Here is a 26,716-nt window from a genome sequence, read left to right as displayed (position 1 = left end):
CCACCGGGTCTACGTGCTGCCCAAGCGCCTGGACGAGGAGGTGGCGAGCCTGCATCTGACGAAGATCGGCGCGAACCTCACGCGGCTCACCGACGAGCAGGCGGCCTACATCGGCGTCTCGCAGGACGGCCCGTTCAAGCCCGAGCACTACCGCTACTGATCAGGCGATCCCAGACTCGCCCGAGTGTCCCCATTCCTCACTATGGTGCCCTTGCCGGCCGGCCCTTTCGGGCCGGTCGCACCGGGATGCGCTCACCGCATTGATCCGGTAGACTTTTTGCCAAAATAACGCTCGTCGAGCATCGTCAATGGCAATGGGGAGGCAGTCAGTGCACCAATGGATCAGGGAGAGTGGGAGCACCGGCAATGTCCGTTGCTGGAGGTTGATTGGCGGCATGGTCCTGATGACGGTGCTTGTCACTGCTTGCGGGGGCCGCGGGGACAGCGGAAGCAGTGATGGTTCCGGTTCTGGCGGCGGCAATTCGGGCGACGGGCAAACCTCTGACGGGCAAGCCTCCGTGGAACTCGCCGCAGGTCGCGCCGACATTCCCAGTTCCGGCAATGTGGCAGTCGACCTGACAGCGACCGTCAAGGACGCGGACAACGTGGTCCGCGAAGGGGTCAGTGTCAATTTCGGCGCGGACAGCGGTGAACTGCGGGTGACCAACGGAACGACCGACGGGGCCGGCAAGGCGACGGCAACGCTCTCCTCAGGCTCGAATCAACAGGAACGCACGATCACCGTCACCACCAGTGTCCCGAGCGGGGCCACCGATGAAATTCAACTGCAGGTAGCCGGGAACAACCTCGGCCTCACCGGACCATCCTCGATCTCGGCCGGTGAGGAAGGTACGTTCGTAGCGACGCTGACAGACTCCGACGGCGAGGGTATCAATAACGTGCAGCTATCGGCCGAAACGGATTCGGGGGCTACCGTTACGCCGGCGAATGCACAGACGGATTCGCAGGGCCGCGTCGCGTTCACGGTCGACGCGACATCGAGCGGCACGAGTGATCGATTGACCGTGGAGGGCAGCGGCATTACTCAGACGGCTGATTTCGACATCGTCCAGAACAGTCTTGCCTTTCTCCAGCCATCGGCCGCAGACCGGAATGACGGTCTGGCCGTCAATACGAACCACACGATCGAAATAGAACTGACGGGCTCTGGTGTCGGCGGTAGCGAAAACGTCGAATTTCAGACCACGCGCGGCCAATTCGTCGGCTCGGGGGCAAGCACTACCAATACGAACGCGGCTGGCGGTGTAGCGACCGTCCAGCTGAGTTCGGCCAGCGCCGGTCCGGCAACCGTCAGCGCCGCAGCGAGTGCACTCGGGGCAGCATCCGATATCAGCTTCGACTTCGTTGGCACCAACCCCGACGCCGTGACACTCACGAGCGAATCGGCCCAGATCCCGCCCAACGGCTCCACGCCAATCACGGCGCTGGTCAAAGATCCCACCGGCAACCCGGTCGCCGACGCCACGATCGATTTCGCTATCGATGCCGACCCGTCGCAGGGATCGCTCTCGCAGGTAAGCTCGGTCACCGACGAGGACGGTGAAGCGCAGACGGTGTTCACGGCCGGATCGACGATCAGCGGGCAGAACGGCGTCAGGCTCATTTCGACCGTGAGGGGCACATCGATCAGCGACGATACCACCTTGACGGTCTCCGGCACCGCTCTCGGGGTCTCCCTGGGTACGGGGAACGAGATTTCTTCCGATGTCACCACCTATTCCCAGCCGTGGACGGTCATCGTAACGAATTCCGCCGGGTCGCCAGCGGCCGGCCGCGACGTGACCGTCAATGTCGTACCACTGAAATTCATCAAAGGACAGTGGACTGAGAGCGGCGATAGTTACGTTGCCTCGGAAGCCGCCGTATGCGATAACGAAGACACCGACTTCGATAACTCGATCGACTCCGGGGAGGACCTGGATGACGATGACAATCTCGAACCGGACCTCCCAGGCCTGTCGACGAATTCGCTGACGACGGGAAGTGATGGTCGAGCCTCGTTCGATCTGACCTATCCGAAATCGGAGGCACAGTGGGCACGCGTGCGGCTGGAGGTCAGCGTGGAAAACAGCGCAGGCACGGCGTTCACCGACACCTCGGAAATCCGACTCGTTGCTCTTGCAGACGACGTTGAAGATACGGATCAGGCGCCACCGGGGGGCCAAGCCGATAGTCCCTACGGAACCGACGCCTCCTGCTCATCGCCAGACTGACAGAGTAAACGCCCGAGCCGCCGCCTGCCTCACCCGGCGCGCGGCGACTCGGCGCGTCACCGTCATTGCTGCCGGTCGACCTGTGCGGGGCGCGGGGTGTTGGTACACCGAGGCCGATGGCAGCGCCGAAAGAACGCACGCTGTCCTCGCTCGGCGAGCCGCCGGAGGCCAGTCCAAAATACACAAGAACATTTGCCGTCGTCCCCGGTTTCGCATTCCCCATCGTCAGCCGGCCGGCATACGAGCCCACCGCGGTTCATCCAGACATTCCCGTTTCGGTATCGACATCGGTTGAAATCAAGTGAATAACCAGACGCTCGTAGCACGCGACCTTGCCCGGGTGTGGCATCCCTGCACGCAGATGAAGGATCTGGAGACGCTCCCGCCGATTCCGTTTCGGCGCGGGGAAGGCGTATATCTCGAGGATTATGACGGTAATCGCTATATCGACGCGGTGAGTTCCTGGTGGGTCAATCTCTTCGGCCACGCGAATCCGCGCATCAACGCGGCCATCGCCGATCAGCTGGAACACGTCGAGCACGTGATGATGGCCGGGTTCACCCATGAGCCGGTGATCCGCCTGTCCGAGAAACTCGCCGAGGTTACGCCCGAGGGCCTGACACGCTGTTTCTACGCCGACAACGGCTCGTCGGGCATCGAGGCGGCGCTGAAGATGAGCTACCACTACTGGCGCAACTCCGGGCGTGGCGAGAAGACGAAATTCATTGCGCTGACGAACAGCTACCACGGCGAGACGCTGGGTGCCCTCGCCGTCGGCGACGTCGATCTGTTCAAAAAGACCTACAGCCCGCTCCTGATGGATTCGATCATCGTCGAGGGGCCGGACTGCTTCCACCGGGACGAAGGAGAATCCTGGGAAGCACACTCGCGAAAAATGTTCGCGCAAATGGAGGCGGCGCTCGCGGAGCACGCACACGAGGCCTGCGCGGTGATCGTCGAGCCGCTGGTGCAGTGCGCCGGGCAGATGCGCATGTACGATCCGGTCTACCTGGAACTGCTGCGCGAGGCCTGTGACCGCCATGGCGTGCACCTGATCGCGGATGAGATCGCGGTCGGCTTCGGCCGTACCGGGACGATGTTCGCGTGCGAACAGGCCGGGATCGCACCGGATTTCATGTGCCTGTCCAAGGGCATCACTGGCGGCTACCTGCCGTTGTGCGCCGTGGTGACGACCGAGGACGTCTACGCCGCCTTCTACGACGATTTCGAAACCCTGCGCGCGTTTCTCCATTCGCACAGCTATACGGGGAACCCGCTCGCCTGTCGGGCAGCGCTCGCCACCATCGAGATCTTCGAGACCGACGACGTCATCGCCCGCAACCGCGAACTCGCGCAGGTGCTGCACGACAGTCTCCACGAGGCGTTCGGGGACCACCCCCACGTCGGCGATATCCGCCAGCACGGCATGATCGGCGCGATCGAGATGTGCCGCGACGGCGACAGAAACCAGCCGTTCCCGTGGCAGGAGCGACGCGGACTGCGCGTCTATCGCCACGGACTGACGCGCGGGTGCCTGCTGCGCCCGCTCGGCAACGTGACCTACTTCATGCCCCCGTACGTGATCACGCCCGACGAGATCCGCCACCTCGTCGCGACGGCGCGTGAAGGGGTTGATCGCGCGACCGCCGACTGATGCGCGTACCGCGCGCCCATATCGACACGGACCTCGCGGTCGGCAACCGCGTGACACTGCCGGATACGACGGCCCACCACTTCCTGCGCGTGCTGCGCCTCCCCGATGGCGCGGCCATCCGCCTGTTCAACGGAGCAGCCGGCGACTGGCACGGACGCCTCGAGGTCGAGGGCAAACAGCGGGCTGCGGCCGTGATCGAATCCTTCGAGACGCGGGCCACCGAGTCGCCACTCGAACTCACGCTCATCCAGGGCATCTCGCGCGGACAGCGCATGGACTACACCCTGGAGAAAAGCGTGGAACTCGGTGTGGCCCACATCATCCCCGTCGTCATGGAGCGAACGCAGGCAGCCCCCGCCGGCGAACGGATCGCGAAAAAAGCCCGCCACTGGCAAGGCGTGATCGCGGCGTCAGCGGCGCAGTCGGGACGTACGCGCCTGCCCACGCTCGCGGCACAATGCAGCTTCCGCGAATGGCTTACCCAGACCGACACCACCGCCAGGCCGCACGTGCTGCTCGACCCGACAGGCCATCGCGCACCCGGTGAGATTGCGGCGACCACCGGACTGACGCTGATCGCTGGCCCGGAGGGCGGTTTCAGTCCCGCCGAGCGGGATGCAGCGTACACAGCGGGTTGTGAGGGCATACGCCTCGGCCCACGCACCCTGCGCACGGAAACGGCCGCGGTCGCCGCTCTCGCGCTTTTGCAGGGACTGTACGGGGATCTGGGCTGAAGCAGTCGGGCTGACCAACCGGGATGTGCGGCTTCAGTCAGCTCGGCCCGCCCGGTACCGCCCGAGTGTACGTCCCAGCGCGTCGAAGTCGGGGATCAGGCACTCACGGTCGCCGCCGATCACGGCGCGGGCCTGGATGAACTCACTCGGATGCGGGGATTCATCGGATGGGCGGAGCCGTTCGTTGTCGAGCGTCTCCGTGCGGGGCAGAGATTCAATACGGATGCCATAGAATCCGGGGGCGCCGCCTTCCTCTAGCCCGAACAGGACGACGAACCGACCGGCCGGTGCCGGCGCATCCTCGCGCTCACCGGTGAGCCGGTCCAGGGAGATGAGCGGAATCTCGGTGCCACGCCAGCGTCCCGTCCCGAGGAACCAGTCCGGCGCGTCCTCGGGGGGCGCGATGTCCTGTTGCGTAATGATTTCCGCGACCGCCGAGTTCGGCACGAGCACGGGCGGTCCCTGCACGGGCAGGACCAGACACTTGAGCTGCTCGGCGGCCGCCATGGTCAGGCCGACGCATCCGCGGCGGCGTGTTCAGCGAGCACGGCGTTGATGTGCTCCATCAGTTCCGTTTCCTGATAGGGCTTGCCGAGATAGCGATTGACGCCGATCCCTTCGGCGCGCTCGCGATGCTTTTCGCCCGTGCGCGAGGTGATCATGATAATCGGCACTTCCGCGAGTCGCTCGTCGCCACGGACATAGGTCGCGACCTCATAGCCATCCATGCGCGGCATCTCGATATCGAGCAGGATGAGGTCCGGGACGGTATGCGACATCCAGGACAGGGCATCGACCCCGTCCTTCGCGGTCGCGACCGTTATGCCGTTGCGCTCGAGGATACGGTTGGTGACCTTGCGGATCGTGATCGAGTCGTCGACGACCAGGACGGTGGGCGCGGTTTTCGCGTCCTCGGCCGCTTCCTCGCCCGCCACGGCCTCCGCGTCGCCGGTCTCTCCAAGGCGTGGCCCGACGCTGGCGACGAACCGCTCCTCGGTGCGCAGCAGGCCGCCGATATCGAGGATGAGCACCACCGCGCCATCGGCCATGATCGTGGCACCGGAGATGCCCGGCAGCATGTTCAGCGGCGCACCGAGCGGTTTCACCACCACCTCGCGACGGCCCACCAGACCATCGACATGGAGGGCGACCCGGTCGTCGCCGGCGCGGATCATGATGACCGGGTAGCTGATGTCCTCGTTCTCCAGGCGGGGCTCACTGGTCCCCAGGAGCGTACCGAGGTGCTGCACGCGGTAGTCGTTACCGGCGTAATGATAGTGCTGCGATGGATCGACGTAGTAACCCTTGAGATCGCCGGCGGTCACCTGCGCCACGCCCTCGATCGACGCGATCGGGATGGCGTAGGTGTCGTCGCCCGCCTGAACCATGACCGCCTGGTTGATCGCGAGAGTCACCGGCAGACGCACGGTAAAGCGCGTTCCCGAGCCCAGCTCGGTCTGAATCCCCAGCGTGCCGCCGAGGCGGCGGATCTCCGCGTCGACGACATCCATGCCGACGCCGCGGCCGGAGATCTGCGTGACCTCGTCGGCGGTCGAGAACCCCGTCTCCAGGATCAGTTTGATCACTTCGTTGTCGTCGCGCTCATCGTCCGCGTCGATGAGGCCTTTCTCGATACCCTTGCGGCGGATCGCCGCCGGGTCAATGCCCCCACCGTCGTCGCTGATATCGATCACGATATCGGTGCCGCCGCGGTGCAGATCGAGCCGGATGGTGCCCTGTTCCGGCTTGCCGTTGGCGCGCCGCTTTTCGGGGCTCTCGATGCCGTGCGAAACGGCGTTGCGCAATACGTGCTCCAGCGGCGCTACGATCCGTTCCTGGATCGAGCGGTCGACTTCGAGTTCGCCACCGGACATGTCCATCTGGACCTTCTTGCCGACCGTGCTGGCGGTCTGCCGCACCACTCGGGCAAGGCGCGCGCGTAGCCCATCGAAGCGGACCATGCGTGTCTGCATCAGGCCGTCCTGGAGTTCCGAGGAAACCCGCGACTGCTGCAGCAGCAGGGTCTCGGCATCGCGGGTGACGTTGTCGAGGATCTCCTTGAGCGAATCGAGGTCACCGACCGATTCCGACAGGGAACGCGAGAGTTCATGCAGGCGGGTATAACGGTCGAACTCGAGCGGATCGAAGCCGGCGTCGCGCTCGCCCTCGTTCGGTTCCTGCTCGCGTTCGACGGCGTGGCTGTACCGGATCTGCGATTCGGTTTCGTTCTCCATGTCGCGCAGCTGCGCGCGCAGGCGGTTTACCGTCTGGTCGAACTCCTGGATATTGAACCGGTACTGGCCCAACTGCTCGTTGATACGCGAGTGGTAAATACTGACCTCGCCGGCGAAGTTGACGAGGTTGTCGAGCAGTTCGGACTGGACCCGAATCTGTTCCGAGCCCGGAGAGGTCGTGGCCGCGGACTCGCTCGCCCTGGACTCGGCGGCCTCGGGGCGCTCGTGCATCTCGGGCTCGTCCGCGGGCTCGTCGCCGCCGGTCTCGGTTTGCTCCACTTCGGTGATCGCCTCGGCCCCGGCAGTCGCACCGCTGTCTGATGCGGTCGTGTCGCTGCGCTGGTCGGCGCCACCACCTCTTTGCTCCCGCAGAGTGCGCAGGTCATCGACCAGCCAGTCGATGCGCGATACATCGTTGCGGTTGCGCGCCTGCTCGAGCAGCACGGTGAGCGCATCGACCGCCTCCTGCAGGAGATCGAAGACATCGTCGCTGAGATTGCAGTCGCCGTCGGCGACGGCGTCGATCAGCGACTCGACCTCATGGGTCAGATCCGCGATGGGCGGAAAGTTCGCCATCCGGGCGCCACCCTTCAGGGTATGCAGACCCCGCTGCAGATCGGGGATGACCCGCGTATCGTCGGGGTCTTCGCGCCAGTTGGCCACTGCGCGGTCGCAGGTCTCGAGGATCTCGTCACCTTCCTCGATGAAAATGTCGAGGAGTTCGCTCTCGCCTTCATCGCGGGCGGCGCGCGCCTGTTCGACTTCCTCGAGCACACTGTCCAGCCGGGCGCGCAGATCGTCGCTCGCCACCGTCTCGCCGGAGGCCAGCGCGGCCAGGGCTTGGTCGACCCGCGCCAGCGTCTCCTGGAACAGCGCCACGGTCTCGGCGTCCAGTTGGTAGGCCTGGTCCTGGTGGGCCTTGACGATCCGCTCCATGCGCACGGTCAAATCGGCGACCGTGTCGGCCTCCACCGTCTGGGCGCTGCCGACCAGTGTGTGCAGCGCACGCACGACGTCATCGTTCGCCTGGATTGCACCGGTACCATCGCCGGCATGGCCCAGCTCGCGGTGCAGTACAGTCTGGTGGCCGGCCGCTTCGCGCAGGAAGATGTCGGTAAGCGGATCGCCAGAGGTATGCGGCGTGATCGTGTCGGGACCACTGTGCGTTTCGGGGGCGTCCTGGCCATCCGTTTCCGCGCGCGCGTCGGGTTCGCCGCCGTGGGCAGCAGACTGCCGGGGCGCCGCCTGATCGTCGATCGACGATTCCAGCGCCGATTCCTCGCCGGCGCCGACCGCGGCCTCCCGCGGCAGGTCGCTGTCGTCATTCGGTTCGGGGCTGTCCGCCACGGCCGGTGTCTCTGCGTATCCCAAGCCGTCGCTCACCCCCTCTTCGGGCTCGGAGGGGAAGGCCGTTGCGGCCGACTGCTCCTGCGACTCGTCCCCTTCGGCCGGGGCGGCCGCCGCCTCCTCGAATGCGGGATCACCAACGGCGGAATCCGGTGAAGGCGCCAACGCATCGTCGGCCAGGGCACTCTGGGTCGTTACATCCGTCGCCGCGCGCGCGCCACCACCATCGGACGAATCGGCACCGGGTGCGGCCGCGCTTGCGCTGCCCGGGCCCGGTGTACCGCCACCCTGGCCGACGCCGCCACTACCGGAGCCACCACCGGGACCGTCGCCGCCGGTCGGGGGAGGGCCCTGTTCGCCACGGCTCAGCGCGTGAGCGCGCTCGATGAGGTCATCGATGCCGGCGATCGGTGCACGATTGCCCTGCAGCTGCTCGATCAGCTGCGGCAGCGCGGCCGCCGCCTCATCCAGCGTGTCGCTCACCGCCGACGTCGAATCGATCGAATGGTCGATCACGCGGTTGAGCATGTTCTCCATCGACCACGAGAACTCGCCGATCAGTTCCGCGCCAATGAGGCGGCCACCGCCCTTGAGCGTGTGGTAAGCGCGGCGGACGACGATCAGGGCCTCTTCATCGCCCGGGTTCGACTTCCAGCGCGGCAGGTTCTCGTTGATCTTGTCGAGTTCGCCCAGGGCCTCCTCGACGAAGACCTCCACGATCTCGTCATCGGCATCCTCGCCAAGGATCGCGAGCTGGGATGAGCCGCTGGCGCCGGGATCGATGCCGGCCCCGCGCGGGCCCCCGGCTTCTTCGGTGGCGGTTTCCTCCACCTGGCCGGCCGCAGGGGGCGTACCGGACGCCGCTTCATCGCTCGAATAATCCGCCGGTTCCGCGGCTTCACCCGGCGTTTCCTCGCTCATCGGCGTCCCGGGTCGATCGCTGGCCGCGGCCTCGCCGTCCCCGTGTTCGTCCGCAGCGGTGTCCGGGGCTTCGATGTCCGGGGCTTCGATGTCCGGGGCTTCGATGTCCGGGGCTTCGGTGTCCGGGGCTTCGGTGTCCGGGGCTTCGGTATCCGGGACTTCGGCGCCCGCCTCTTCGTCGCCGAGGGCAAAACTCGATCCGAGGTCTTGGCCGGCCTCCGACGTTCCCTCGGTCTCGTCATCCCCAACCGGTTCTTCGACGCCCGCGGCAAACGTATCGTCGCTGTCAGCCGCGGTTTCCCCGGTCCCGCTCTCATCGATGCCCGTGTCGAGGTCTTCGAGATCGACAGCGCCGATTTCGATCGCTCCCTCATCGAGAGCGCCATCATCGCTGCTGGTGGCATCAACCTGCCGGGAGCCCGCGGTCGTATCGACGCCGTCACCGCCCTCCTCCGTGTCAGAGGCGGAGTCCCATTCCGGCGCCGCCGCCGAATCGGCCGGGCCGGCCGCATCCGATACCTCGACGTCCGCGGTCTCGCCGCTGCCCTCACCGGCCGGTGGGGCCTCGATGACGACCTGGTCGTCTTCAACGCAGGTCTCGGGCTCGCCCCCGGACTCGAGTGCCGCCATCGCGCGGTTCGCGCTCTCCAGCAGATGGGTCATGCCGGCACGGTCGTGGTCCACGGCTTCAAGGTAGTACTCGATCCCGGCCACGACATCGGCCAGCAGGACCTGTGTCTGCTCGTCGGGGACGCTCGCGCGGCCGACGAACTCCCCCCGCACGTGCCGGCCGAGGGCCTCGATCAGCGGGAGGGCGCTCTCCAGCGGGAGGATGGCGAGGGCGCCATGGACCTCATCGAGCAGGTCGGGGACTTCGGCCACGGCCTCGCGCCCCGCCTCGGGGTCGTCACAGTAGGCACCGATCGCCTCGCGCACGCGCGAGAGATCATCGAGCGACGCGGCCACGACACCGGAGAGCAGCGGGCGATACTCGGAATCGGGCAGCGCCCGGATAGGCAGTGCGTCGGGATCGTCGGCGACATCGACGGGCCGCCCGCTCTGGAGCGCGGCCAGATCGTTTTCGACCCGGAGCAGCACATCGGCCAGCGCCTGCAGACGCTGATCGGCCTCGGCCGTTTCGACCTCGTCAATGCGGGCGAGCACCTCCGCCTCATCATTGAGCGTATCGTGCGCCTCCTGCAGCCCCAGCATGCTGAAGGTCTCGGCGACCTGATGGAGCCGTTCCGGCAGACCTTCCAGCGTATCGCCACTGCGGCTGTCACTGTGCACATACAGTTCGACCGCGTCCTTGATCTGCGCAAGGTCATCGCGGATCCCGTCGCCCACGACCCCGAGCAGCTCACGATTCGGGCCCTCGAAATCGGCCCGGGCCTCGCTGTCGGGCAACAACTCGTCGAGCTGGTAGGCGCGCTTGACCTCGCGGACCTGCGCGGTATCGGATCCCGAGCGCGCGACGTAGTAGAGCAGGTTGCGCAGCAACTCGAGCGGAATGCCGCTCTCGAGCGCGGGGGCACCTTCCCGGACCAGCCGGCTGAGCAGGCGCTCCACCCGGCCCATAAGCACCTTGATGCTGTTGTCGCCCTCAAGGCCCTGGTCCGCGAGCGACTCGGTCAATGCACCGCAGATACTCCACAGACGGACGGCCGCGGGACTGCCGGTGGCGCCGGCGAGTTCCTGCAGTACGCTGCCCAGTTCGCCCAGATGCCGCTCGACATCGCCGCCGCGATACCACCCCAGCAGCGCGCGCTGGAACCGGGGCCGCAACCGCCGCGCCGCCGCCTGCAGGGCGGCATCGTCTTCGCCCGCACCGAAAGACGCCGGCTTGCGTTCCAGGTGGGGGAAGAATACCGACCGCTCATCCAGCTCTTCCTGGCCGCGCGCCCGCCGCATTTCGTTGATGAGCGGGAGCAGGACAGCCGGCACATCGCGGCGGCCGGACCGGATGCGGTCGAGATAATCCGGCAGTTTGAAAACCGCCTTGAGGAGGACCTCAAGGGCGCCGTCGACCTGATCCAGGCCACCCTCGGCGATCGCGTTTGCCAGCGCCTGCATCTCCGCCGTCAGCGTCGATGGTCCCGTGAGGTCGAGGAGCTGCAGCGTACCGCGGATCTCGGCCAGGCGCCGCGCCACCTCTCCGGCATCGGCGACGGCGCGATCGTTCTCCAGCCCGGACTGCAGCGTCCGCTGGACCTCCTCGATCAGTGGTACCAGCTCCCGCAGTACCGTATCGATCGAGTTGATTTCTACCGTCTGGTGCGCAGTCATCGCTCGGTGTCCGCCAGAGGAATTCGGATCAGGCGTTGCTTGATTCGCTTTCCTCCGGCTCCATGATCAGGGTCTCGTTCGGATTCGCAAGTCCCTCGTCGCCCGGGCGCGCGTTGCGTTGCGGATCGATCTCCTCGGGCAGCTTGAAGCCGGTGACGGACTCACGCAGCTCCTGCGAGAGCGCGGTCAGTTCGCCAATCGATGTCGCCGTCTCGCTGGTGCCGTCCGACGTCTGGATGGTGATGCCCTGAATGATGTTCATCGTCTCCGAGATGTCGGTCGCCTTGCTCGCCTGCTGGTCCGCTTCCTGCGAGATCTGCTGAATCAGTTCGGCGATCTGTTTCGACACCGATTCGATCTCGCCGAGTGCACCACCGGCTTCCTCGGCCAGTTTTGCACCGCTGACCACGCCGGCCGTCGACTGCTCCATCGACTGCACGGCCTCGTTGGTGTCGTTCTGAATCGTCTTGATGAGCGCCTCCACGCGCTTGGTCGCGTCGGTGGCGCGCTCGGCCAGTCGCTGCACCTCGTCCGCGACCACCGCGAAGCCGCGGCCCGCCTCACCGGCGGTCGAGGCCTGAATCGCGGCGTTCAGCGCGAGGATGTTGGTCTGCTCGGCGATGTCGTTAATCACGCCGATGATGTCCCCGATCTCCTGCGACGATTCACCCAGGCGCTTGATCCGCTTCGAGGTCTCCTGGATCTGCTCGCGGATCGAGTCCATGCCGGAGATCGAGCGACGGACCGTCTCGGCACCGTTCGATGCGATCGTCACCGACTTCATCGCGACCTCGGCCGAACCGCGCGCGTTCTCGGACACGCGCTCCATGGAGGTCGCCATCTCGGTGATCGCCTCGTTGGCCGCCGCGATCTCGCGCGCCTGGTGGTTACTCGCCTCGGCGAGACGGATCGCGGTGGACTGCGTGCGGTCCGCCGCGCGGGCGACGTCCTCGGCGGTGGCGTTGATGGTGGTCACCAGACTGCGCAGAGCGTCGATCGCCGAGTTGACCGAGTCGGCGATCGCGCCGGTGATGTCCTCGGTAACCGTCGCATGGGTCGACAGGTCACCGTCGGCCAGCGTCGACAGTTCGTCGAGCAGGCGCAGAATCGCGCGCTGGTTCCGGCGGTTCTGTTCGGCCGATTCCTCGAGCCGGCGCTTCTGGCCGACGATCAGCAGGCTGGCGAGGATGATCAGGGTGATCACCACCGCGACCCCGAAACCGACGGCGACGAGGGTGACCGTCTGCGTACCGGCACCACCACGCGAAACCGCGTTCTCCAGCCGCCCGATCGCGGCCGTCAGGTTGCCCTGCAGTTCCTGCGCGGCCTGCGTCGCCGCCTGCAGTTCCGGCGCCAGTTCCGTGATGCCGTCGATCTGCCGACGCACCGGGCCATAATTGACGGCGAGCTGACGCAGGGTCTCGCGCGCGGCCGGGATCTGGACCGGCTCGATGTCGAGACGCTCGGAACCCTGCAGCAGGCCATCGAGCACCCGGCCGTAGAGCGCGGCGTCACGCGCGAAGCGCTGGGCCGCTTCACGGGCCCCGGAGTCCGCCGCCACGACCTGGTCCAGCGCGCCCAGCGTGCGCTGCAGCAGCCACAACTGGCGGCTCGCGGCCTGGACGGCCTCCGGCGGGGCGTCGCCGGACACAAGCTGGTCGACGACGGTACTGGTCTGGACCAGCAGGTCATCGGAGATGCCGCGGATCTCCTCGATATACTGATTGATCTGCTCGACCGATTCGCGCCCGGCCGTGATCGCCTCCAGGTTGACCTGTTCGACGTTCCACGTGCTCTGGACCGATTCCAGTTGCGAGCTGTACTGCCCCGGCAACGGCGGCAGTCCGCTCTGGGCGTCGCCCTCGGCGAGGATCTCGAGGTTACGGCCAAAATCGCGGGTCAGCGACTGCAGGCGATCAAAGGCGTCCGCTTCACCGGACGCCGCCGCGGTTGCCGTCGTCGAGATCTCCTCGGCCAGCCGCCGCTGCTCGGTAATGAGGTCATTGTACTGCGTGCGGTATTGCCCGAGCGCCTGGGCGTACAGGAAGGACGCGATCATCCCCGCCAGGAATACGATCAACAGCACCGACAGGATAATGACCGGGCTGCCCAACCAGGCGCGCGCCCCTGAACCGACATTGAGCTTCGGCATGCTCGGTAGTTTCATGCCCTCTTCTCCCCCCACGGGCGGCGGGGCGCTTGTGCGCCACTCACCGCGAGATCTCCAGAAAGTCCTTGCTCGCGACGAAATCGGCGAGGCTCAGAACCGGCCATTCTTCGTTGTTACGACGAAAACCGCCGTTCAGGTACGGTGTCAGCACCCCCGCGTCGAGCGACAGCGTGGTCTGCTCCTCCATGTAGAACCGCTGCAGACCGAGCACGTCATCAACCCGGAAAGCGGCCGCGACACCCTCGCGCTGATACATCAAAACCCTGGCGTGGCGCCCCTGGGGTGAACGGCCGCCGGCCATGAAACCATGCAGGTCCATGACCGACACGAGATTGCCGCGGATGTTCGCAACCCCGAGAAACCAGGGCGACGTCCCCGGGACCCGGGTGCACACGGGTGGGTCGAGCACCTCGCGGACCTCGTCCATGGAGGCCACGAAGCGCTGATCGCCGATGCGGAAACCGATCCCCGACCACCGATCGCGGACCTCTTGCTGCGCGGGCAACCGGGTACCCGCGGCCACAAGGCGGCGCTCATAGTCGAACAGCAGGTCGACCGGTTCGCGCTGTGCTACTGCGGCCGCCATGGTCATCCGTCCGTCAACTGCCCAGCACCGACTGGACCCGCGAGATCAGGTCGTTCTCCTTCACGGGCTTGACGATGTAATCGCGCGCGCCCTGGCGCAGCCCCCACACGCGATCGGTCTCCTGATCCTTGGTCGTGATGATGATGACCGGGATTTTCGCCGTATCCGCGTTCTTGTTCAGCTGCCGGGTGGCCTGAAAACCGTTCATGCCCGGCATCACGACATCCATGAGAATCAGGTCGGGCTTTACCTGCTGCGCGCGTTCGAGACTGGATTCGCCGTCACTGGCCGATTCAACGGTATAACCGTGCTTCTCCAGGATCTTCTGGCACGCGTACAGCTCGGTGGGCGAGTCATCCACGATCAGGATGGTCGGCATTGTCATCGATCCCCTGCGTCTTGCACGGTTGGCGTTGGTCCCTGACCGAACGCGGCGCGTCGCGGCTCCCGCATCGGCCGATTGCGTTCAGCGTGCCCGGGACACGTGTCAGGCATTCCCCAGCAGGCCATTGACCCGCTCGATCAGGTCGTCTTCCTTGACCGGCTTGACCACGTAATCGCGCGCCCCCTGGCGCAGCCCCCAGACCTTGTCGGTCTCCTGGTCTTTCCAGGTGATGATGATCACCGGGATATCCGCGGTTTCCGGATTCTTGTCGAGTTGCCGCGTCGCCTGGAAGCCGTTCATACCCGGCATCACGACATCCATGAGAATCAGGTCCGGCTTGAGTTCGGCCGCTTTCTTCAGGCTCGTCTCGCCGTCAGTCGCCTGCTCGACCGCGTAGCCGTGTTTTTCGAGCATATCCTGATACGCCTGCAGCTCAGTCGGCGAATCGTCAACGATCAGAACGGTCTGCATTATCGTTCCCCGGGTAACGGACAGACAACGGCAATATCCCTACTGGACGCTCGCTACGTGCTCTTTGATCGCACCGAGCAGATCCTCCTTCGAAAAAGGCTTGGTCAGGTACTGCTCCGAGCCGACCAGGCGCCCGCGGGCACGGTCGAAAATACTGTCCTTGCTGGTCAGCATGATCACCGGCGTATCGCGGAAGCGGCTGTTGTGCTTGATCAGCGCGCAGGCCTGGTAGCCGTCGAGCCGCGGCATCATGATATCGACAAAGATGATATCGGGCTCGTGCTCGGCGATCTTCGCCAGCGACTCGAAGCCATCACCGGCGGTCACGACCTCGCAGCCCGCCTTGGTCAGCAGGCTTTCGGCCGACCGGCGGATCGTCTTGCTGTCGTCGACAACCATGACCTTGAGGCCCTTCAGTGACTCGTCTGTATCGCCCATGGCCCCTGCATTCCTCCCCGAACGGCCCGACTGCGGCCGGCACGGCCGCGACAGTGGGGGTCGAAGATAGCGCACCCCTGATACACAGGCAAACGCCGCCTCGACCAATCGCACCCGAATCAACGGGTTATGACTTCAATTCGATCCAGTACGCGATATACCGCGAAAACGCGATGATATCGAACCGCACACCCTGCGCGCCGCAAGCCCGATCACGTACCATGGCACCTCGGCGGCGGCCCGGCGCTGGACCCCGATGCAACAACCATACCGGCTATGGATGGTCGGGCGATACGGCAACATACAGCGCGCGCGATCCGGGTGGGATCCGCGCGCACCAGCTGGAGACAGGCGCATGAGCCGGGATATCGGCTTTGTAATGGACCCGCTCGCGGGGATCACGCCCAGGAAAGACTCGACCCTGGCGATGATGCTCGCCGCGCAAAGGCGGGGCTGGCGCATCCACGAGATCCATCCGGCCGATCTGGCGATGCGCGACAGCAAAGTCAGCGCGCGCATGCGGACCGTGACGGTCCATGATGACGAGACGCATTGGCACGATGTGACGGATGTGGTCGACGCGCCGATGACCTCGCTCGATGCGATCATGATGCGCAAGGATCCCCCGTTCGACATGGATTACATCTACGCCACCTACCTGCTGGAACAGGTGGAGGCCGCCGGGGTTCCCGTATTCAATCGCCCGCGCGCGCTGCGCGATGCCAACGAGAAACTGTTCACCGCCTGGTTCCCGCAGTGCTGCCCACCTACATTGGTGACCGCGCGCCACGAGTCGCTGCGCGCGTTCATCGCCGAGCAGGGCGAGACCATCGTCAAACCGCTCGACGGTATGGGTGGCACGGGGGTCTTCCGGGTCAACCCGCAGGACCCGAACATCAACTCGGTGTTGGAGACGCTCACGCACCGCTATCGCCGGGCGATCATGGCCCAGACCTGGATACCGGCGATCCGCGAGGGCGACAAGCGCATCCTGCTGATCGATGGTGAACCGCTGGATCACTGCCTCGCACGCGTCGCCTCGGCCGGCGAGACCCGTGCCAATCTTGCGGCCGGCGGCGGCTACCACACGCAGCCCCTGGATGCGGCCGATCGCTGGATCTGCGAGCAGGTCGGGCCGACGCTGCGCGAACGCGGACTGACCTTCGTCGGGCTCGACGTGATCGGCGATCGGCTGACGGAGATCAATGTAACCAGCCCCACCTGCATCCGCGAGATCGCCCGCGGGGCCGGGCTGGATGCCGCCGAGCGGCTGATGGACGCCGTCGCCGCGCGCTGGTCGGCAGGCGCCTGATCGCTCCGGGAACAAGATCATGACGGACTCAACGCAACCCCACGCCGAGGCTACAATGCGCGCCATGCGAGCGTACCCCCGACCGGCCCGATGAGTGCCGCCACCGCCGTCACCGCGGCCGATCGACTCGGGCTGACCCTGTTCCTTGCCGGCGCGCTGCACGGGCTGGTGATCCTCGGCGTCGGCTTCGCGCCGCCCGGCCCGGGCCCGGATGCCGCGCGCGCACTCGACGTCGTGCTGTTGCAGCAGAGCACCGGGGACGAACCCGAGACCGCCGATTACCTCAGCAACACCGACTCCGAGGGGGGCGGCAACACGGAAGAACGTGAACGCCCGCGCGCGCCCGTCAGTTCTCCCGAGCAGGCCGCCAGGGCGGGCCTCGCGCCGGCCCCGCTCGAGGCGGGCGCCCCCGAGCCGGCCCCGGCCAGCCCGGACCCCGTGCTGACGAGCCCGACCGGCGAGGAGCGGATCGCGCAGGAACCGGAACCTGAGGAACAGCCCAAGAAGCCGCGCGAGCGCCAGTCCGACCCCGTCGAATACGACGCCCGCGTGGCGAGCCTCGCGGCCGAAATCGACAACGCCCTGAGCGAGTACGCCCAGCGCCCCCGCAAGAAATTCGTGACCGCGCGGGCACGGGCGTCGCCCGCGGCTACTTATATGCATGACTGGGTGCAGTCGGTCGAGCGGATCGGCAATACGAATTACCCCGAGGCGGCCCGCGCTCAGGGGCTGTCCGGCGGACTGGTGCTGGTGGCCGCGGTCCGTCCCGACGGCACGCTCCATGAAGTCGAAGTGCGTTCGTCGTCCGGCGAACCGGTGCTGGATGCCGCCGCCCGGCGCATCGTGCGCCTGGCCGCGCCGTTCGAGCCGTTTTCGGATGATTTGCGCGAGCGCACGGACCTGCTGTACATCACGCGCACCTGGGAGTTCACCCAGGGCGATCGGCTGGTCACGGAATAGACCCGGGCGCTTGCGACCGCCGGCAACGCGGCGCAGAGTGCAACTGCAGGCGGAGTACTGTTTCGACGGCCTGATGAATGAACGGGCGCGCGGAGGACCGATGGATCTGCGAAACCAATTCCTGCTGGCGATGCCATCGCTCGCCGATCCGCATTTCCAGCGCACGTTGACCTACCTTTGCGATCACACGGAACACGGGGCGATGGGCGTCGTGGTCAACCGCCCGATGGCACTGACGGTCGGCGAGATCCTGCAGCATCTCGGGATCGAACCGACCGATGAGGCCATCGCGCAGCAGCCCGTGCACTACGGTGGACCGGTGGAACCGGAGCGCGGATTCATCCTGCACTCCCCCCCGGGACACTGGGAGGGCTCGATGCCGCTCACGGACGAGCTCGCGCTGACCACCTCGCGCGACATCCTTGAGGCGCTCGCCCGGGGTGAAGGACCGGCGAAGGCCCTGCTGACGCTCGGCTATTCCGGCTGGGGCGGCGGGCAGCTCGAGGACGAAATCGCGAACAACGCCTGGCTGACCGGTCCGGTGCATGCCGATATTCTGTTCGAGATGCCGGCGGAGGACCGCCTGGCCACGGCCGCCGCGCGCATGGGGATCGACCTCAGCCGTCTGAGTTCCGATGCCGGCCATGCCTGACGCGCGACGCGGCGCGGCCGAATCATGACGCAGACGGTTCTGGGCTTCGATTTCGGCCTCCGCCGGATTGGCATCGCGAGCGGCCAGACGATCACCGGGTCGGCCAGCCCCGTGGCCGTCGCGAGCGCCACTGACGGGCGGCCAGACTGGGGGACCATCGACACGGCGGTGCGCGAGTGGGCGCCGGATGCGCTGGTGGTCGGCGTCCCCCTGCTGATGGATGGCACGGAACAGCCCGTGACGCACCGCGCGCGCCGGTTCGCCCGACAACTCGCCGGGCGCTACGGCCTGCCCGTGCACGAAGCGGACGAGCGCCTGTCCTCGGCACAGGCCTCGCAGCTGCTGAGCGATGCCCGCCAGAGTGGCGGCCGACGCAGGACGCGCAAGGGCGATGTCGATAGAATAGCCGCCGCCCTCATCCTGGAGCGCTGGCTCGCGGATCGCATAGCCGACTGACGCAACCGAACGACGCATGCACGAATGCGTACCGACCACGGAGCAACGATGTCGACAGACGCCGCCACCGTCGAAGGCTGGCTGGACCGCATGGCCCAGGGTATCGCCGACACGCTGGGCCCGGAACTGCAGGATCTGCTGATCGTGGGCGTGCATACGGGCGGCGTGCGCGTCGCGCAGGCACTGCATGAGCGCCTCTCGCCCGAGGCCCCGCTGGGATCGCTCGACATCTCCTTCTACCGCGACGATTTCAGCCGGATCGGACTGCACCCGAAGGTCCGTCGCTCGGAGCTGCCGTTCACGCTGGACGACCGCACGGTCCTGCTGGTCGACGACGTGCTCTACAGCGGCCGCACGGTCCGCGCCGCGCTCAATGAACTGTTCGATTACGGTCGCCCCGCCCGCGTCCTGCTCGCGGTGCTGGTCGAACGCACCGGCCATGAGTTGCCCATCCGCGCGGATTTCTCCGGGACGCGCCTCGATCTCGCGCCGGGCCAGCAAGTCCGCCTCAATCGCGAGGACCTCGGCCTGAGCCTGCGCGATACGAGGACGGGGGAGATCATCGATGGTTGAGGGCGATATCCAGATCGCGCCCGACGGCCGCCTGCGACATTGCCTGACCACGGAGGGCATGGGCGGTGAGCGCATCACCGAGATCCTCGACCTCGCCGAGTCCTTCGCCGGGGTCAACGATAAAGTCATCAAGAAGGTCCCGCTGCTGCGCGGGCACACGGTCGTCAATCTGTTCTTCGAGAGCAGCACGCGCACGCGCTCGACGTTCGAGCTCGCCGCCAAGCGCCTGTCCGCCGACGTGCTCAACATCGACGTCCAGCGCTCGGCGACCTCCAAGGGCGAATCGCTGCTGGACACCATCGCCAACCTGCAGGCAATGCAGTGCGACCTGTTCGTCATGCGCCACCCGGAGTCGGGCGCGGCGCATCTGGTCGCGCGCCACGTCGATGACGATGTCCACGTCATCAACGCGGGCGACGGCCTGCACGCCCACCCCACCCAGGCGCTGCTCGACGTGTTCACCATGAGGCGCCACAAGCCCGACCTGTCCGAGCGCACCGTCGCGATCGTCGGCGATCTGCGGCACTCGCGGGTGGCGCGCTCGGAGATCCATGCGCTGCGCGCGCTCGGCGTGGGCGAGATCCGGGCGATCGCGCCGCGCACGCTGCTGCCGGTCGATCTGGAAGGACTCGGCGTGGGCGTCTACGAGGACATCGACGCCGGTCTGGCGGATGTCGATATCGTCGTCATGCTGCGGCTGCAGCGTGAGCGCATGGAGCACGCCCTGCTGCCGAGTTCCTCCGAGTATTTCGCCGGCTGGGGTCTGACGCCGGAGCGACTCGCCCGCGCGCGGCCCGATGCCATCGTCATGCATCCGGGGCCGACCAACCGGGGCGTAGAAATCGATTCGCGGGTCGCGGATGGACCGCAGTCGGTGATCCTTGAGCAGGTCACCAACGGCATCGCCATCCGCATGGCCGTCATGGCGCTGGTCGCCGGAACGGCCCCGCAACGGGAGGGACGATGACGGCCCTGTGCATCACCGGCGGGCGGGTCATCGACCCGGCCAGCGGCCACGACGGCGAGGCGGACGTGTGGATCGATGATGGGCGTATCGCCGCCATTGGTGCCGCGCCGGCCTCGTTCCCGGAGCACGACCGCATCGACGCCGGCGGCTGCATCGTCTGCCCGGGCCTGGTGGACCTCAGCGCGCGCCTGCGTGAACCGGGCGAGCGGCACAAGGGCACGATCGCGTCCGAGAGCCGCGCCGCGATCGCCGGCGGCATCACCACCGTCTGCTGCCCCCCGGACACCTCGCCGGTGGTCGACGCCCCCGCGACCGTCGAACTGATCCGCCAGCGCGCGATCGAGGCCGACCAGGCGCGCGTCTACCCGATCGGCGCACTGACCGCGGGCCTCGACGGCCAATACCTTGCCCCCATGCGCGCCCTCGCGCGCGCCGGGTGCCGGGCCATGGGCCAGGCCGACCGCGACGTCGGCGACAGCCATGTGCTGCGCTCGGCCCTGACCTACGCGGCCACCATCGACCGGCCGGTCATCCTGCCCGCCTGCACCCCATCGCTCGGACACGGCTGCGCCCACGAGGGCCCGGTCGCGAGCGGGCTCGGTCTGCCCGGCATTCCAGTCGCGGCCGAGACCACGGCCGTGGCGCGCATCATCGCGCTGGTCGCGGACACCGGCGCGCGCGTGCACATCGGCCGCCTGTCCAGCGCGGCGGCCGTTGATCTGCTCGCCCGCGCCAAGGCGGATGACCTGCCGGTCACCGCTGATGTCGCCGCCCATCAGCTGGAACTCACGGAATCCGCGCTGACCGGCTTCGATACGCGCGCCCACCTGCGCCCGCCCCCGCGCTCGACGGGCGACCGGGATGCATTGCGCGAGGCGGTAGGTGCAGGCGTGATCGACGCGATCTGCTCGGATCACCGGCCGCACGAACCCGACGCCAAACGCCGGCCTTTCGAGGCCAGCGATCCGGGGCTGTCGGGACTGGAAACGCTGCTGGGGCTGGTACTCGCGCGGGTCGCCGCGGGGGATTGCGATCTCGCGACCGCCCTGGCCCGGGTGACCGCCGGCCCGGCCCGGATTCTCGACCTCGGCCTCGGCACGCTCACGCCGGATGCGCCGGCGGACCTGTGCATATTCGAGCCGGAAACCGAGACCGTCGTTGACCCGGATCGCTTCGTCAGCCGCGGCCGCGACACGCCCCTGGCCGGTCGCACGCTGCCGGGCCGCGTGCGCACCGTGCTGGTCGACGGCCGCGTCCGGAGCGGGTAGCGCTCGCGGTTCCGGTCAGCCGAACGCCCCGCTGGTCCCCTCGCTGTCCCCGCTCGGGACGCCGCCACCGAAGTTGATGCGCCATTCGAGGTCCGTGCGCGAATCGGCGTTGTCGAGGGCGGTCTGCAATTCCACTTCGCCACGCTTGTACAGGTCGAACAGGGACTGATCGAACGTCTGCATGCCGTCGCGGCTGCCTTTTGTCATCGCCTCGCGCAGTTCATGGATCCGGCCATCGCGGATCAGCTCGCTGATGTAGGAGGTATTCAGCATCACTTCCACGGCGGGGACCCGGCCACCGGACTTGGCGGCGACGAGGCGCTGCGAGATGACCGCCTTCAGGTTCAGCGACAGATCCATCAGGATCTGGTTCTTGGCCTCGGGCGGGAACATGTTGATGACGCGATCGAGCGCCTGGTAGGCGTTCACCGCATGCAGGGTGCTGAGGCAGAGGTGGCCCGTATCGGCGTAGGAGATCGCCGCTTCCATCGTTCTGCGGTCGCGCACCTCGCCGATCATGATCACGTCGGGTGCCTCGCGCATCGCCTCGCGCAGGGCGTTGTCGTAGGAGTGCGTGTCGAGCCCGACCTCGCGCTGGCCGACGATCGCCTTGCGGTGCGTGAACACGTACTCGATCGGATCCTCGATCGTGAGGATGTGCCCGGTCTTCGTACGGTTGCGGTGATCGAGCATCGAGGCGAGCGTGGTCGACTTGCCTGAACCCGTGGAGCCCACCACGAGCATCAGGCCTTTCTTCTCGAGCATCAGATCCTCGAGCACCGGCGGCAGATTGAGCGCCGAGATCTCCGGGACATCGCTCTTGATGTAGCGAATGACCAGCGAGACCTCGCCGCGCTGGTAATAGGCGTTCACCCGGAAACGCCCGATCCCTTCGCGCGTGAAACCGAGGTTGAGCTCGAGATCGCGCTCGAAATCGGCCTTCTGTTCCTCGGACATCAGGCCATAGGCGAGTTTCGCCGTGACGCCCCGCTCCAGCGGTTGCTTGCCGACCGGCCAGGTCTCGCCCTCGATGCGCATCGCCGGCGGCGCCCCGGTGGTGAAATACAGATCGGATGCCCCCTTGTCGGCCATCCGTTTGAGATACGGATCGATTCCCGCCATATCGTTATCGCCGCAGCATGCCGGCGCCGCCACGACCACCGCTGCCTCTGTCCGCGTCGCTGTCCTCGATATCGAAATCGGCGCCTTCGGTCAGGTCCTGATTCTTCGAATCGCGGCTTTCGAGTTTCAGCTTCAGGCGCAGATCATTGACCGAGTCGGCGTTGCGCAGACCCTCTTCGGCCGTGATATGCCCATCCTCGATCAGATCGAACAGGGCGTCATCGAAGGTCTGCATGCCGGCCTCGCGCGACTTCTTCATCAACGCCTTCATCTCATGGACCTCGCCCTTGAGGATCAGGTCGGCCATCAGTGGCGTATTGAGCAGGACCTCGACCGCGGGCCGGCGGCCGTTGCCGTCCGGGGTTTTTAACAGACGCTGCGAGACGACCGCCTTCATGTTCAGCGACAGATCCATCAGCAGTTGATGACGCCGCTCCTCGGGGAAGAAGTTGATGATCCGGTCCATCGCCTGGTTGGTGCTGTTGGCGTGCAGCGTCGCGAGGCACAGATGGCCGGTCTCGGCGAAGGCGATCGCGTTCTCCATGGTGTTGCGGTCACGGATCTCGCCGATCAGGATCACGTCGGGCGCCTGGCGCAGGGTATTCTTGAGGGCGATATCCCAGTTATCGGTATCCGTGCCGACCTCGCGCTGGCTGACGATGCAGCCCTTGTGCTGGTGCACGAATTCGATCGGATCCTCGATCGTGATGATGTGACCGCTCGAGTTCTCGTTGCGATAGTCGATCATCGCGGCGAGCGATGTCGATTTACCGGAACCGGTACCACCGACGAAGATCACCAGCCCGCGTTTGGTCATGCCGATGTCGCGCATGACCGGGGGCAGGAACAGCTCCTCGAAGTTCGGGATCTCGTCGGTGATCGTGCGCACGACCATCGCCGAGGTGCCGCGCTGGACGTACGCATTGACGCGGAAACGCGAGACCCCGGGCAGGCTGATCGCGAAGTTGCACTCGTTGCTCGACTCGAATTCCGCGGACTGCTTGTCGTTCATGATCGAGCGCACGAGTGTCTGCGTATGCGCCGGTGACAGCTTCTGGCTGGCGACCTGAACGAGCTTGCCGTGCACCTTCATGGTCGGCGGCGCGCCAGCGGCCAGATAGAGATCGGATCCCTCGCGCGTCTTGAGCATGCGCAGCATGTCGTGGATGTACTTGATCGCCTTTTCGCGGTCCATCGACCGTATCTCCCGGGTTGATACCGCCCCTTAGAGGGAATCGGGATTGGTGGCCTTGCGCTTGGCCTCTTCCTTCGAGACCTTGTTTTTCGCGACCAGGTCCTTGAGGTTCTGGTCGAGCGTCTGCATACCGACGCCCTGGCCCGTCTGGATCGCGGAGTACATCTGCGCGATCTTGTCCTCGCGGATCAGGTTCCGGATCGCGGGCGTCCCGATCATGATCTCGTGGGCCGCGCAGCGCCCGCCGCCGGTCTTCTTCATCAGCGTCTGCGAGATCACCGCGCGCAGCGATTCCGAGAGCATCGAACGGACCATGTCCTTCTCGGCGGCCGGGAAGACGTCGATGATGCGGTCGATCGTCTTCGCGGCCGAGCTCGTGTGCAGCGTACCGAAAACGAGGTGTCCGGTCTCCGCCGCGGTCAGCGCGAGGCGGATGGTCTCGAGGTCGCGCAGCTCGCCGACGAGGATCGTATCGGGGTCCTCACGCAGCGCGGAACGCAGCGCCTCGGTGAAGCCCATCGTGTCGCGGTGGACCTCGCGCTGGTTGACCAGGCACTTCTTCGACTCGTGCACGAATTCGATCGGGTCCTCGACCGTGAGGATGTGGCCGTGCTCGCTCTCGTTCTTGTAGTTGACCATGGCCGCGAGCGTCGTCGACTTGCCGGAGCCGGTCGGACCGGTCACCAGCACGATCCCGCGCGGGTACTCGGAAATTTTCTCGAAGATCTTGGGCGCGCCGAGGTCCTCGAGCGACAGGATCTCGGAGGGAATCGTGCGGAATACGGCACCGGCGCCCCGGTTGTGATTGAAGGCGTTGACGCGGAACCGGGCGAGCCCCTGGATCTCGAAAGAGAAATCGGTTTCGAGGAATTCCTCGAACGCCTTGCGCTGCTGGTCGTTCATGATGTCGTAGACCATGGAATGCACTTCTTTGTGCTCCATGGCCGGCACATTGATCCGCCGGACGTCGCCGTCCACGCGGATCATCGGCGGCAGGCCCGCCGACAGGTGGAGGTCGGAGGCGCCGTTCTTGACGCTGAAACCGAGCAGCTGCGAGATATCCATCGAGTCCCCCGTAAATCGCGCCGCCCCGGGCGCGCCGGCAGTATAGGCGATGTGCGCTGCAGGACCGAACCGACGGGCCCGCAAAACGTGCCGGTCGTCGGCGGGCGCACACCGAGCTTCATCAGACTGCCCGATGCGGGCGCCGCTGAAAAGCTTATTGATCCGGCCACGCCCGCATCGCGGCACGGTCTATGGCCTGGGGATGGCGAAGGGCAGTATCCTTGGCGCCTCACAGAGGTCGGGAGAAACCCATGGAGCGCGAACGCATCGTATTCATTGGCGGCGGCAATATGGCGCGCAGCCTGATCGGCGGCCTCGTCGCCGGCGGCTGGCCGGCCGAGCGGATCGGCGTCACCGACCCGACGCCGGATCAGCGCGAACGCCTGGCATCGCGCTTCGGCGTGACCACAAGCGAGGACAACCGTGCCGCCGTGGCGGACGCGGATGTCGTCGTTCTGGCCGTGAAACCGCAGCTGATGGAACAGGTCTGCCAGGACCTTGCACCGGCACTCGCCGGGCGCCAGCCGCTCATCGTGTCGATCGCGGCCGGCGTGCGCATGGAGGCCATCGCCCGCTGGCTCTCCTACGACGGCCCCATCGTGCGCTGCATGCCGAATACGCCATCGCTCGTACAGGCCGGCATTACCGCGCTGTTCCCCAATGACCGGGTCAGCGGGGACCAGCGCTCGACGGCCGAGTCGATCCTGCGGGCCGGCGGCAGCGTCATCTGGGTGGATGACGAGAAGCTGATGGATACCGTCACCGGCATCTCCGGAAGCGGACCGGCGTACTTTTTCCGCATCATGGAGGCGATGGAGGAGGCGGCCGTGGCGCGCGGCCTGCCGCGCGAGCAGGCGCGGCTGCTGGTGATCGAGACGGCATTCGGCGCGGCCCGGATGGCGCTGGAATCGGAGGATGACCCGGGCACGCTGCGCCAGAACGTCACCTCGAAGGGCGGCACCACGGCCGCCGCGCTCGATACGTTCGAGGCCGGCGGCCTGGCGGACCTGGTCGATCGCGCCGTGGGTGCGGCCGCCGAGCGCGCCGCGGAGCTGGGCGATCAACTGGGAGGCAAGTAATGGGCGCAGGTTACGGCACGGACGCGCTGCAGTTCCTGATCCGCACGCTGATCGATCTGTATGCGGTGGTGGTCCTGCTCCGCTTCGCGCTGCAGGCCGTGCGCGCCGATTATTTCAATCCGGTCGCCCAGTTCGTCGTCCAGGCCACTCGCCCCGTCCTCGCGCCGATGCGGCGCGTGCTGCCGCCGGCCGGCCGCTACGACTACGCCGCGCTCCTGCTCGCACTGGCGCTGATGTGGATCAAACTGGGGCTGTACGGGCTGCTTTCCATCGAGACGGTCTACATCGGCGGGTACGTGCAGCCGATCCAGCATGTGTGGCTCGGCGGTCTGCTGTGGATCGGCGTGGTCGACCTCATCGCGCTGGTCATCGATATCGGTTTCTTCGCGGTCCTGATCATGGCGATTCTGTCCTGGATCGCGCCGGCCGGCCCGAATCCGGTCATGGAGATGCTGCGGCGGATCACGGACCCGCTGATCCAGCCCGTGCGGCGGGTCATACCGCTGATCGGCGGCGTCGACCTCTCTCCGCTGGTCGTGCTGATCGGCCTGCAGCTGCTGAAGATGCTGCTGCTGCGACCGCTGCTCGTGCTCGCATGACGGGAACG

General features: G+C 66.5%; 24 protein-coding genes and 1 pseudogene. 14 read left to right on the top strand and 11 right to left on the bottom strand.

Translation table 11 applies throughout. From position 1 onward, the window contains the following. The 4 genes from A0W70_RS16465 to A0W70_RS11065 form a co-directional block, all read left to right on the top strand. Window positions 1-160, top strand: a 160-nt coding sequence (locus tag A0W70_RS16465; RefSeq protein WP_139150837.1) for an adenosylhomocysteinase, incomplete at its 5' end; no start/stop codon positions are given. A 235-nt stretch (window positions 161-395) separates the two neighbouring features. After that, a complete protein-coding gene (locus tag A0W70_RS11075) occupies window positions 396-2,234 on the top strand; it encodes an Ig-like domain-containing protein (protein WP_175443107.1) in 1,839 nt (612 codons plus the stop codon). A 301-nt stretch (window positions 2,235-2,535) separates the two neighbouring features. After that, window positions 2,536-3,888, top strand: a complete 1,353-nt coding sequence (locus tag A0W70_RS11070) for an adenosylmethionine--8-amino-7-oxononanoate transaminase (protein ID WP_070989207.1) — start codon at window positions 2,536-2,538, stop codon at window positions 3,886-3,888. Beyond that, on the top strand, window positions 3,888-4,622 hold the full coding sequence (locus tag A0W70_RS11065; protein ID WP_070989206.1) for a 16S rRNA (uracil(1498)-N(3))-methyltransferase: 735 nt from the start codon (window positions 3,888-3,890) through the stop codon (window positions 4,620-4,622). Before A0W70_RS11070 ends, A0W70_RS11065 begins: the two co-directional genes overlap by 1 nt. 33 nt (window positions 4,623-4,655) lie before the next feature. Here A0W70_RS11065 and A0W70_RS11060 read toward each other — a convergent pair whose 3' ends face one another. Together A0W70_RS11060 and A0W70_RS17345 are read right to left on the bottom strand one after the other, a co-directional pair. Further along, window positions 4,656-5,129: a chemotaxis protein CheW gene (locus A0W70_RS11060; RefSeq protein ID WP_070989205.1), complete on the bottom strand. Its 474-nt coding sequence runs from the start codon at window positions 5,127-5,129 to the stop codon at window positions 4,656-4,658. A gap of 2 nt (window positions 5,130-5,131) precedes the next feature. After that, on the bottom strand, window positions 5,132-9,124 hold the full coding sequence (locus A0W70_RS17345) for a hybrid sensor histidine kinase/response regulator (RefSeq protein WP_425402601.1): 3,993 nt from the start codon (window positions 9,122-9,124) through the stop codon (window positions 5,132-5,134). Between the two features lie 73 nt (window positions 9,125-9,197). On the opposite strand from A0W70_RS17345, the gene A0W70_RS17340 reads away from it, so the two are divergent. Then, window positions 9,198-9,821: a hypothetical protein gene (locus tag A0W70_RS17340; RefSeq protein ID WP_425402600.1), complete on the top strand. Its 624-nt coding sequence runs from the start codon at window positions 9,198-9,200 to the stop codon at window positions 9,819-9,821. Window positions 9,822-10,525: 704 nt separating this feature from the next. On the opposite strand, the pseudogene A0W70_RS17360 reads toward A0W70_RS17340, so the two are convergent. The 6 genes and pseudogenes from A0W70_RS17360 to pilG form a co-directional block, all read right to left on the bottom strand. Continuing rightward, window positions 10,526-11,035: pseudogene (locus A0W70_RS17360) on the bottom strand (FimL-related protein); the annotation flags it as partial. Between the two features lie 403 nt (window positions 11,036-11,438). Beyond that, on the bottom strand, window positions 11,439-13,577 hold the full coding sequence (locus A0W70_RS11050) for a methyl-accepting chemotaxis protein (RefSeq protein ID WP_245675868.1): 2,139 nt from the start codon (window positions 13,575-13,577) through the stop codon (window positions 11,439-11,441). 43 nt (window positions 13,578-13,620) lie between these two features. Then, complete coding sequence (locus tag A0W70_RS11045) at window positions 13,621-14,166, bottom strand: chemotaxis protein CheW (RefSeq protein WP_070989202.1); 546 nt, start codon at window positions 14,164-14,166, stop codon at window positions 13,621-13,623. A 13-nt stretch (window positions 14,167-14,179) separates the two neighbouring features. Continuing rightward, window positions 14,180-14,545 (bottom strand): response regulator, encoded by a 366-nt coding sequence (locus A0W70_RS11040; protein WP_070989201.1) that lies wholly within the window; start codon window positions 14,543-14,545, stop codon window positions 14,180-14,182. A gap of 108 nt (window positions 14,546-14,653) precedes the next feature. Further along, window positions 14,654-15,022, bottom strand: a complete 369-nt coding sequence (locus A0W70_RS11035) for a response regulator (RefSeq protein WP_070989200.1) — start codon at window positions 15,020-15,022, stop codon at window positions 14,654-14,656. 39 nt (window positions 15,023-15,061) lie between these two features. After that, complete coding sequence (gene pilG / locus A0W70_RS11030) at window positions 15,062-15,460, bottom strand: twitching motility response regulator PilG (protein ID WP_070989199.1); 399 nt, start codon at window positions 15,458-15,460, stop codon at window positions 15,062-15,064. A 355-nt stretch (window positions 15,461-15,815) separates the two neighbouring features. Between pilG and gshB the strand changes: the two genes are divergently transcribed. The 7 genes from gshB to A0W70_RS10995 all read left to right on the top strand — a co-directional run bounded on the left by gshB (window position 15,816) and on the right by A0W70_RS10995 (window position 21,648). Further along, on the top strand, window positions 15,816-16,772 hold the full coding sequence (gene gshB / locus A0W70_RS11025; RefSeq protein ID WP_070989198.1) for a glutathione synthase: 957 nt from the start codon (window positions 15,816-15,818) through the stop codon (window positions 16,770-16,772). Between the two features lie 90 nt (window positions 16,773-16,862). Further along, on the top strand, window positions 16,863-17,732 hold the full coding sequence (locus A0W70_RS11020) for a TonB family protein (protein ID WP_070989197.1): 870 nt from the start codon (window positions 16,863-16,865) through the stop codon (window positions 17,730-17,732). Between the two features lie 100 nt (window positions 17,733-17,832). After that, window positions 17,833-18,384 carry a YqgE/AlgH family protein gene (locus tag A0W70_RS11015; RefSeq protein ID WP_070989216.1) on the top strand — a complete coding sequence of 184 codons (552 nt, stop codon included), beginning with the start codon at window positions 17,833-17,835 and terminating at the stop codon, window positions 18,382-18,384. 24 nt (window positions 18,385-18,408) lie between these two features. Next, the gene (gene ruvX / locus A0W70_RS11010; RefSeq protein ID WP_070989196.1) at window positions 18,409-18,840 is read left to right on the top strand and encodes a Holliday junction resolvase RuvX; all 432 of its coding nucleotides are present in this window, start codon (window positions 18,409-18,411) and stop codon (window positions 18,838-18,840) included. A gap of 48 nt (window positions 18,841-18,888) precedes the next feature. Continuing rightward, entirely contained in the window at window positions 18,889-19,413 is a 525-nt protein-coding gene (pyrR, locus tag A0W70_RS11005; RefSeq protein ID WP_070989195.1) for a bifunctional pyr operon transcriptional regulator/uracil phosphoribosyltransferase PyrR, read from the top strand. Then, entirely contained in the window at window positions 19,406-20,380 is a 975-nt protein-coding gene (locus tag A0W70_RS11000) for an aspartate carbamoyltransferase catalytic subunit (protein ID WP_070989194.1), read from the top strand. Before pyrR ends, A0W70_RS11000 begins: the two co-directional genes overlap by 8 nt. Further along, window positions 20,377-21,648, top strand: a complete 1,272-nt coding sequence (locus A0W70_RS10995) for a dihydroorotase (protein WP_070989193.1) — start codon at window positions 20,377-20,379, stop codon at window positions 21,646-21,648. Before A0W70_RS11000 ends, A0W70_RS10995 begins: the two co-directional genes overlap by 4 nt. Before the next feature lie 15 nt (window positions 21,649-21,663). Here A0W70_RS10995 and A0W70_RS10990 read toward each other — a convergent pair whose 3' ends face one another. From A0W70_RS10990 to A0W70_RS10980, 3 genes are read right to left on the bottom strand one after another with little or no spacing between them, the layout of a single operon-like run. After that, window positions 21,664-22,770 carry a PilT/PilU family type 4a pilus ATPase gene (locus A0W70_RS10990; protein ID WP_070989215.1) on the bottom strand — a complete coding sequence of 369 codons (1,107 nt, stop codon included), beginning with the start codon at window positions 22,768-22,770 and terminating at the stop codon, window positions 21,664-21,666. 4 nt (window positions 22,771-22,774) lie between these two features. After that, on the bottom strand, window positions 22,775-23,965 hold the full coding sequence (locus A0W70_RS10985; RefSeq protein WP_083330955.1) for a PilT/PilU family type 4a pilus ATPase: 1,191 nt from the start codon (window positions 23,963-23,965) through the stop codon (window positions 22,775-22,777). A 30-nt stretch (window positions 23,966-23,995) separates the two neighbouring features. Further along, window positions 23,996-25,030 carry a type IV pilus twitching motility protein PilT gene (locus tag A0W70_RS10980; protein WP_070989192.1) on the bottom strand — a complete coding sequence of 345 codons (1,035 nt, stop codon included), beginning with the start codon at window positions 25,028-25,030 and terminating at the stop codon, window positions 23,996-23,998. Window positions 25,031-25,281: 251 nt separating this feature from the next. Here A0W70_RS10980 and proC point away from each other — a divergent pair, with 251 nt between their 5' ends. Then, a complete protein-coding gene (gene proC / locus A0W70_RS10975) occupies window positions 25,282-26,109 on the top strand; it encodes a pyrroline-5-carboxylate reductase (RefSeq protein ID WP_070989191.1) in 828 nt (275 codons plus the stop codon). Continuing rightward, window positions 26,109-26,708: a YggT family protein gene (locus A0W70_RS10970; RefSeq protein ID WP_070989190.1), complete on the top strand. Its 600-nt coding sequence runs from the start codon at window positions 26,109-26,111 to the stop codon at window positions 26,706-26,708. Before proC ends, A0W70_RS10970 begins: the two co-directional genes overlap by 1 nt. Window positions 26,709-26,716 lie beyond the last annotated feature (8 nt).

It is taken from the genome of Halofilum ochraceum (genome assembly GCF_001614315.2).
In the GTDB taxonomy this organism is placed as follows: Bacteria; Pseudomonadota; Gammaproteobacteria; order XJ16; family Halofilaceae; genus Halofilum; species Halofilum ochraceum.
Note: the sequence above shows the minus strand (reverse complement) of the source record. Positions and strands in the feature narration are given on the sequence as shown.